This window comes from Dietzia cinnamea NBRC 102147, from assembly GCF_001571065.1.
GTDB classification, from domain to species: Bacteria; Actinomycetota; Actinomycetes; order Mycobacteriales; family Mycobacteriaceae; genus Dietzia; species Dietzia cinnamea.
In genome coordinates, this window is record NZ_BCSW01000082.1 from 1 (window position 1) to 6,837 (window position 6,837).

Sequence of the window (6,837 nt, forward strand, 5' to 3'; positions counted from 1 at the left end):
CCCCGCCACTGGCACCCGACTCCATCTCCCGACGCAACAGGTGGGCCGCGACCTCCGAGTCGGTGTCCGACTCGAGCTCGACGCCCGCGGCCTCGAGCTCGGCGCGGAGCGGAGCGAAGTTCTCGATGATGCCGTTGTGCACGATCGCGACATCGCCGGAGACGTGCGGGTGGGCGTTGCGGTCACTCGGACGGCCGTGCGTCGCCCACCGGGTGTGACCGATGCCGGTCGAGCCCGGGAAGCCGCCCTCACCCGCGGCCGCGAGCGCGGCCTCGAGGTTGGCGAGCTTGCCTTCCTTCTTCTCGACCCGGGAGGCCCCCGAGCCGTCGAGCACGGCGACGCCCGCCGAGTCGTAGCCGCGGTACTCCATCCGCCGCAGGGCCTCGACGACGACTGGGAGGGCGGGGCGATGCCCGACATAACCGACGATTCCGCACATGGGCGCTAAGTGTAACCGCGAGGTCCGACAGCCCAGGCACCCTTCGCGCTCGTGAGGCGATACTGTGGCCATCGTGGCCAAGAAGACCAAGGAACTGCACGCCAGGGTGGGCCGACGCGGACCCCACGCCGTCGACAGGGGTGACCTCGGGTTCACCGGCACCCCCGGCGTCGTCTACGTCCCGCGCGACGCCCCGTCTCCCGCGCCCGTCGTGGGATGGGCCCACGACTGGACCCGGGGGCCGCATCACTACGTCGACACCCTCAAGCACCTCGCGTCGTGGGGATTCGTCGTGGTGGCTCCGGCCACCGATCTCGGGTTGCGCCCGAACCACCAGCACTACGCGGACCACCTGTCCGCGGCGATCGAGGACACCCTCGAGGCCACCCTCGGTCGAGGGTCGGTCCGCGCGGATCCGCGGCGTATCGGCCTGGCCGGACACGGCCTCGGCGCGGGCGTGTCCGCGCTTCTGGCCTCCCAGCGCACCGACATCGACGCCGTCGCGATGGTCTTCCCCACCGAGACGGTCCCGTCGGCCGCGGACCGGGCGATGACGATCGACTCCCCCGCACTGCTGCTGTCCGCCGGCGGCGGTGTCCACGCCGAGGACGCGCGGGCTCTACACCTCGCGTGGCGGGGCGATCTCGTGCACCGGCGACTGGACAAGGCGATCGAGGGCGGGTTGGTCGAGCGCAACGCGCTGATCGAGCGGATCGGCCTGGCGGACCCCGACCGCCGCACGCATCGGACCGTGCGGCCGCTGCTGGCCGGCTACCTGCTTGCCACGCTCGCCGGTGACGACACCTATGCCGCGTTCGCGGACCCCGGGGTCGGGTTCAAGGACGCGGTCCCCGTGACGGACGAGATGCTGGAGGAGCCGGGGGACGACCCGCTGGCCACCACCCCGCCGTTGCTCAAGCTGTTCAAGTCCTTCACCGGCGGCTGAGCGGGTCAGACGGCGACGACGACGCCCGCGAGCCGCTCGGCGACCTCGCGGGCCAGGTCCGCGTCCTCGGCCTCGACCATGACGCGGACCAGGTGCTCGGTCCCCGAGGGGCGCAGCAGGACGCGGCCGGTGGCGCCGAGCCGCAGCTCCTCGGCGGCGACCGCGTCGCCGACCGCCGGGGACGCCACGACGGCGGCCTTGTCCTCGACCGGCACGTTGATGAGGATCTGGGGCAGCACCGTCATCACGGAGGCCAGCTCGGCGAGCGACCTGCCCGTCTCGGCCATCCGCGCCATGATGCGCAGCCCGGTGAGGACGCCGTCCCCGGTGGTCGCGTGCGCGGGCAGGACGAGGTGACCGGACTGCTCGCCGCCGAGGCTGTACCCGCCCTCGCGGAGGCGCTCGAGGACGTACCGGTCGCCGACCTTGGTCTCGGTCACCTCGATGCCGGCTTCCCGCATCGCCACTTTGAGACCGAGGTTGCTCATGATGGTCGCGACGAGAGCGTTACCCGCGAGCTCGCCGGCGTCCCTCATGGCCAGTGCCAGGATCGCCATAATCTGGTCCCCGTCGACGACCTCGCCGCTCGAGTCCACCGCGAGGCAGCGGTCGGCGTCCCCGTCGTGGGCGAGACCGAGGTCGGCGCCGTGCTCGAGGACCGCGGCACGGACGTCGTCGAGGTGGGTGGAACCGCAATTGTCGTTGATGTTGTAGCCGTCGGGGCTGGCGTGGATCTCGATCACCGTCGCACCCGCCTCTCGGTAGGCGCGCGGTGCGGCCACGCTGGCGGCGCCGTTGGCGCAGTCGACGACGACACGGAGCCCGTCCAGCCGGGCCGGCGTGGCGCTGAGCAGATGGCCGACGTAGCTGTCCAGGGCGTCCCCGGGGGTCGCACGTGAGATCCGGCCGATCGCCGACCCGGTCGGCCCGGTGATGGCGCCCTCGGTGAGCGCGGCCTCGATCCGGTCCTCGACCTCGTCACCGAGCTTGTGCCCGCCCGCGGCGAAGAACTTGATGCCGTTGTCCGGCATGGCGTTGTGCGAGGCGGAGATGACGGCGCCGAGCGCGGCGTCATGACGGTCCGTCAGGTGGGCCACAGCCGGGGTCGGCACCTCACCGACCAGCATGACGTCGACGCCCTGACTGGCCAGCCCCGCCGCGAGCGCGGCCTCCAGCATCTCTCCCGAGACGCGCGGGTCACGACCCACGACCGCCAGCGGGCGCGCGCCCGCACGGTCGGGCACGGGCCCGGTCTCGGTGGCGAGGACCGCGGCGGCCGCCGCACCGAGCCGGACCGCGAGGTCAACGGTAAGGGTCCGGTTGGCGAGCCCACGGACCCCATCGGTGCCGAACAGTCGCGTCATGTCGTGTAGTCCTCCGGGGTCGTGTGGTCGCCGTCGCGGGGCGGATCGGGAACGCCCGGGTCAGGATAACCCCGCCCGGTCGCGCACTCGGCAAATGGACCAGAGCAGGCCCCCGCGTCGCGGGAACCTGCTCTGGTGTCGTGATCCTGGCGGATCAGCGCTTCGAGTACTGCGGGGCCTTACGGGCCTTCTTGAGGCCGGCCTTCTTGCGCTCGACCGCGCGGGCGTCACGCGTCAGGAAGCCCGCCTTCTTGAGCGCCGGGCGATCGTCCGGCGAGTACTGGGTCAGCGCTCGGGCGATGGCCAGACGCAGCGCGCCGGCCTGACCCGAGGGGCCGCCACCGTGGAGCAGCGCCACGATGTCGAACTGCTCCTCGCGCTCGACCAGCACGAGCGGCGACTTGACGAGCTGCTGGTGCACCTTGTTCGGGAAGTAGTCCTCGAGGGACCGCCCGTTGAGGGTGAACTGGCCGGAGCCGGGCAGCAGGCGGACGCGGGCGACGGCCTCCTTGCGGCGGCCGACGGCCTGGGCCGGGCCGGAGGAGACGACGGGAGCGAACTGGGCGTCGGCGTCGGCGACGAAGTCGGTGCCACCGGCGTAGTCGGCCTCGCTGTAGTCCTCGGCGACCTCGGCGGCGAGATCCGCCACCACGTCGTCGGCGACCTCGGCCTCGGGGGTGATGTTCTCGTCGGTCACTGGGCCACCTGCTTGATCTCGAAGGGCACGGGCTGCTGGGCGGCGTGCGGGTGATCGGGACCCGCGTACACCTTGAGCTTGGAGGCGACGGCACGACCGAGCTTGTTGCTCGGCAGCATGCCCTTGACGGCCTTCTCGACGACGCGGTCGGGGCGCGTGTCCATGGCCTTGCCCAGGGTCTGCGACTTCAGCCCACCGGGGAAACCGGAGTGGCGGTGCTGCACCACGCGGTCACGCTTGTTGGACGAGATCGCGACCTTGTCGGCGTTGATGATGATGACGAAGTCGCCGGTGTCGGCGTTCGGGGCGAACTGCGGCTTGTGCTTGCCACGGAGGATGTTGGCGACCTGGACGGCGAGTCGACCGAGCACCACGTCGGTGGCGTCGATGACATACCAGGCGCGCGTCACGTCCCCGGGCTTGGGGGTGTACGTGGACACAGGCAATACCTCTGTCTGTCTAGTGGGCTGCCGGCCGGCAGGCGCCCTCCCCCTCGTACGGCGGCCGGTGGTGACCCGTGCGAGGCGGTCCACCGTCTCCGATGAAGGAGACGACATGGACGCCGACGGTCAACAGTACCGTCCGACGGGCGCCCACTCCAAGTCGCCGATCACGACGGAGCGACCCATCGGTTAGACTCTCCCCGGTTCCCGCCCTCGTAGCTCAGTGGATAGAGCACGGCTCTCCTAAAGCCGGTGTCGGAGGTTCGATTCCTCTCGGGGGCACCATTGGTGGCCCGGGCCGCGTCAGCGTCCCGGGCCCGGCGGGACGTCAGCGCCTGAGTGTGGCCGAGAAGGCGCTCGTCAGCGCGAGGATCGGCAGTCCGATGAACAAGTGCACGATCGCGGCCGCGAGCCCGTCGAGGAACGGCACGGTCACCAGCAGCGGCAACGCCACGGCCGCCACGATGAGCAGCCCCACCGTCCAGGAGTAGAACTGCTGGGGATTGGCGGTGCCGATCAGTAGCAGATACCAGAGCAGCCCGGCGAGGATCGCCGCGACGGCGCCGTAGACGGCGTACATCGTCGGGGTGTTCCCGCCGTTGGCCCACTGGTGGCCGAAGCGGGAGAACACGGCGTCCACAACCCAGGCGATCAGCCACCCCGCGATGGCCGCGACCAGTGCGGTGGCGGCCACGCTGCCGACGAATTTCCCCACGTCGATCGCGGGCCCGCGGCGGGATTGGCGGGGTTCCACATAGCCGTCGTCGTAGCCGCCCTCGGCGCCGTAGCCGTCGTCATGGGCGGGGTCGTACGCCCGGTCGCCGCTCATCCTCGAGTAGGCACGCGAGTCGGGTTGCTGACCCATGCGTCGGGTGTGGTCGTCCTGTCCAGGATACATCTCTACCGCCTCCGAATCGGTGTGGTGCCCACCGAGGGTAGTCCCTCGGTGGGCACGACGACGCCAATGGGGGTCAGGGTCAGTGCGCGATGGTCTTCTCCACACCGACTCCGGTGAGCGAGCGGACCTCCATCTCCACGCGCTTCTCCGGGAACTCGTCCTTCTTGCCGATGAACGTCCCGATGATGCCCAGCAGGAACGCAAGGGGGATCGACACGATGCCCGGGTTGGAGAGCGGGAACAGGGAGAAGTCGACGCTCGAGATCATCGACTTCTCGCTGCCGGAGACCGCCGGCGAGAGCGCGATGAGCACCAGGGTGCTGATCAGGCCGCCGTACATGGAGAACAGCGCGCCGGTGGTGTTGAACCGCTTCCAGAACAGCGAGTAGAGGATCGTCGGCAGGTTCGCCGAGGCCGCGATCGCGAAGGCGAGGGCCACGAGGAAGGCGATGTTCTGCCCCATCGCGCCGATGCCCATGACGATCGACACGAGGCCGATCACGACGACCGTGATCCGGGAAACTCGCAGCTGCGACTGCTCGGTGGCCTGCCCGTGCTTGATCACGCCGTTGTAGATGTCGTGCGCGAAGGAAGCGGAGGCGGTGATGGCGAGTCCGGCCACCACGGCGAGGATTGTCGCGAAGGCGACGGCCGAGATGATCCCGAGGAAGATCTCACCTCCGAGCGCGAAGGCGAGCAGCGGCGCCGCCGAGTTCACACCGCCGGGGGCGTTCTCGATGACCTCGGGTCCGACCATCGCCGCGGCACCGAAGCCCAGGACGAGGGTGAACAGGTAGAACCCGCCGATGAGCGCGATGGCCCAGGTCACCGACCGACGGGCCTCCTTCGCCGTCGGGACGGTGTAGAAGCGCATGAGGACGTGTGGCAGACCGGCGGTGCCGAAGACCAGGGCGATCGACAGCGAGACGAAATCGAGCTTGCTGGTCTCGGTGGCGCCGTACTGCAGTCCCGGCCGTAGAAGATCCTTGCCGGAGTTGGCGACGGCCTCGCCGAGGAGCGCGGAGAAGTTACCGCGGGCGGCGACGAGGACCAGGAGGCACATGATCAGTACACCGCCGACGAGCAGGACGGCCTTGACCATCTGGACGTAGGTGGTGCCCTTCATACCGCCGACGAGGACGTAGACGATCATCAGGATGCCGACGACGGCCACGACGATCGACTGCCCCGCGGAGTCGTCGATGTTCAGGAGCAGGGCGACGAGCCCGCCAGCGCCGGCCATCTGGGCGATCAGATAGAACAAACACACCGCGAGCGTTGCCAGCGCGGCCGCCATGCGGACGGGCCGCTGGTTGAGCCGGAAGCTGAGCACGTCGGCCATCGTGAACCGGCCCGTGTTGCGCATCAGCTCGGCCACGAGCATCAACGCCACGAGCCAGGCGACGAGGAAGCCGATCGAGTACAGGAAGCCGTCGTATCCGTTGATCGCGATGGCGCCGGCGATACCGAGGAAGGAGGCCGCCGAGAGGTAGTCACCGGCGATCGCGAAACCGTTCTGCGGGCCGGTGAAGCTCGAGCCGCCCGTGTAGAAGTCCTTGGTCGACTTGGTCGACTTCGACGCCCTCAGCACGAGGGTCATCGTGACGACGATGAAGACGGCGAATACCGCCATGTTGAGGAGGGTGCTGCCCACCTGCTCCCCCGGCGCGAGTTCGTTGATGTTGATCAGCCAGTCCATCAGGCGATCCCACCTTCCAGCTCGAGGCGGATGGACTCCGCGCGGGGATCGATCTCACGGTTGGCGAAGCGGATGTACAGGAAGGTGATGAGGAAGGTCGTCACGAACTGCCCCAGGCCGATGATCAGACCCCAGGTGATGTTCCCGAACACCTTGGTCGCCATGAAGTCCGTCGCGTAGACGGCCAGGATCACGTAGAGGAAGTACCAGACGAGGAAGGCGATCGTCATGGGGAACACGAACGCCCTGAACTTGCTGCGCAGATCCTGGAAGGCGGGGCTGGCCTGCATCGCCGTGAATTCCGCCGCTTCCGGGGTTCGTCGCGATGCCCCCCCCCCCCCCCCCCCCCCC

General features: G+C 69.5%; 7 protein-coding genes, 1 tRNA gene and 1 pseudogene. 2 read left to right on the forward strand and 7 right to left on the reverse strand.

Annotation, left to right across the window (positions count from 1 at the left end; genetic code table 11):
* Positions 1 to 439 (reverse strand): annotated as a pseudogene (locus DCI01S_RS15515) (glutamine--fructose-6-phosphate transaminase (isomerizing)); the annotation flags it as partial.
* Between the two features lie 73 nt (positions 440 to 512).
* Here DCI01S_RS15515 and DCI01S_RS15520 point away from each other — a divergent pair.
* The gene (locus DCI01S_RS15520; protein ID WP_043566378.1) at positions 513 to 1,385 is read left to right on the forward strand and encodes a dienelactone hydrolase family protein; all 873 of its coding nucleotides are present in this window, start codon (positions 513 to 515) and stop codon (positions 1,383 to 1,385) included.
* 5 nt (positions 1,386 to 1,390) lie between these two features.
* Here DCI01S_RS15520 and glmM read toward each other — a convergent pair whose 3' ends face one another.
* The 3 genes from glmM to rplM all read right to left on the reverse strand — a co-directional run bounded on the left by glmM (position 1,391) and on the right by rplM (position 3,886).
* Positions 1,391 to 2,749, reverse strand: a complete 1,359-nt coding sequence (gene glmM, locus DCI01S_RS15525) for a phosphoglucosamine mutase (protein WP_061230062.1) — start codon at positions 2,747 to 2,749, stop codon at positions 1,391 to 1,393.
* Between the two features lie 154 nt (positions 2,750 to 2,903).
* Positions 2,904 to 3,446, reverse strand: a complete 543-nt coding sequence (gene rpsI, locus DCI01S_RS15530; protein WP_007627423.1) for a 30S ribosomal protein S9 — start codon at positions 3,444 to 3,446, stop codon at positions 2,904 to 2,906.
* On the reverse strand, positions 3,443 to 3,886 hold the full coding sequence (gene rplM / locus DCI01S_RS15535; RefSeq protein ID WP_007627425.1) for a 50S ribosomal protein L13: 444 nt from the start codon (positions 3,884 to 3,886) through the stop codon (positions 3,443 to 3,445). Before rplM ends, rpsI begins: the two co-directional genes overlap by 4 nt.
* A gap of 212 nt (positions 3,887 to 4,098) precedes the next feature.
* On the opposite strand from rplM, the gene DCI01S_RS15540 reads away from it, so the two are divergent.
* Positions 4,099 to 4,174: transfer RNA gene (locus DCI01S_RS15540), tRNA-Arg, on the forward strand.
* A 43-nt stretch (positions 4,175 to 4,217) separates the two neighbouring features.
* Here the strand turns inward: DCI01S_RS15540 and DCI01S_RS15545 are convergent.
* The 3 genes from DCI01S_RS15545 to DCI01S_RS15555 form a co-directional block, all read right to left on the reverse strand.
* A complete protein-coding gene (locus tag DCI01S_RS15545; RefSeq protein WP_061230063.1) occupies positions 4,218 to 4,787 on the reverse strand; it encodes a hypothetical protein in 570 nt (189 codons plus the stop codon).
* Between the two features lie 79 nt (positions 4,788 to 4,866).
* Complete coding sequence (locus DCI01S_RS15550) at positions 4,867 to 6,486, reverse strand: monocarboxylic acid transporter (protein ID WP_061230064.1); 1,620 nt, start codon at positions 6,484 to 6,486, stop codon at positions 4,867 to 4,869.
* Positions 6,486 to 6,837, reverse strand: a 352-nt coding sequence (locus DCI01S_RS15555; RefSeq protein ID WP_061230065.1) for a DUF485 domain-containing protein, incomplete at its 5' end; no start/stop codon positions are given. The genes DCI01S_RS15550 and DCI01S_RS15555, both read right to left, overlap by 1 nt.

Bases quoted from the DNA above. Each gene is read 5' to 3' on its own strand.
- DCI01S_RS15550 (WP_061230064.1), bottom strand. From the start codon at position 6,486: ATGGACTGGCTGATCAACATCAACGAACTCGCGCCGGGGGAGCAGGTG.
- glmM (WP_061230062.1), bottom strand. From the start codon at position 2,749: ATGACGCGACTGTTCGGCACCGATGGGGTCCGTGGGCTCGCCAACCGG.
- DCI01S_RS15545 (WP_061230063.1), bottom strand. From the start codon at position 4,787: ATGTATCCTGGACAGGACGACCACACCCGACGCATGGGTCAGCAACCC.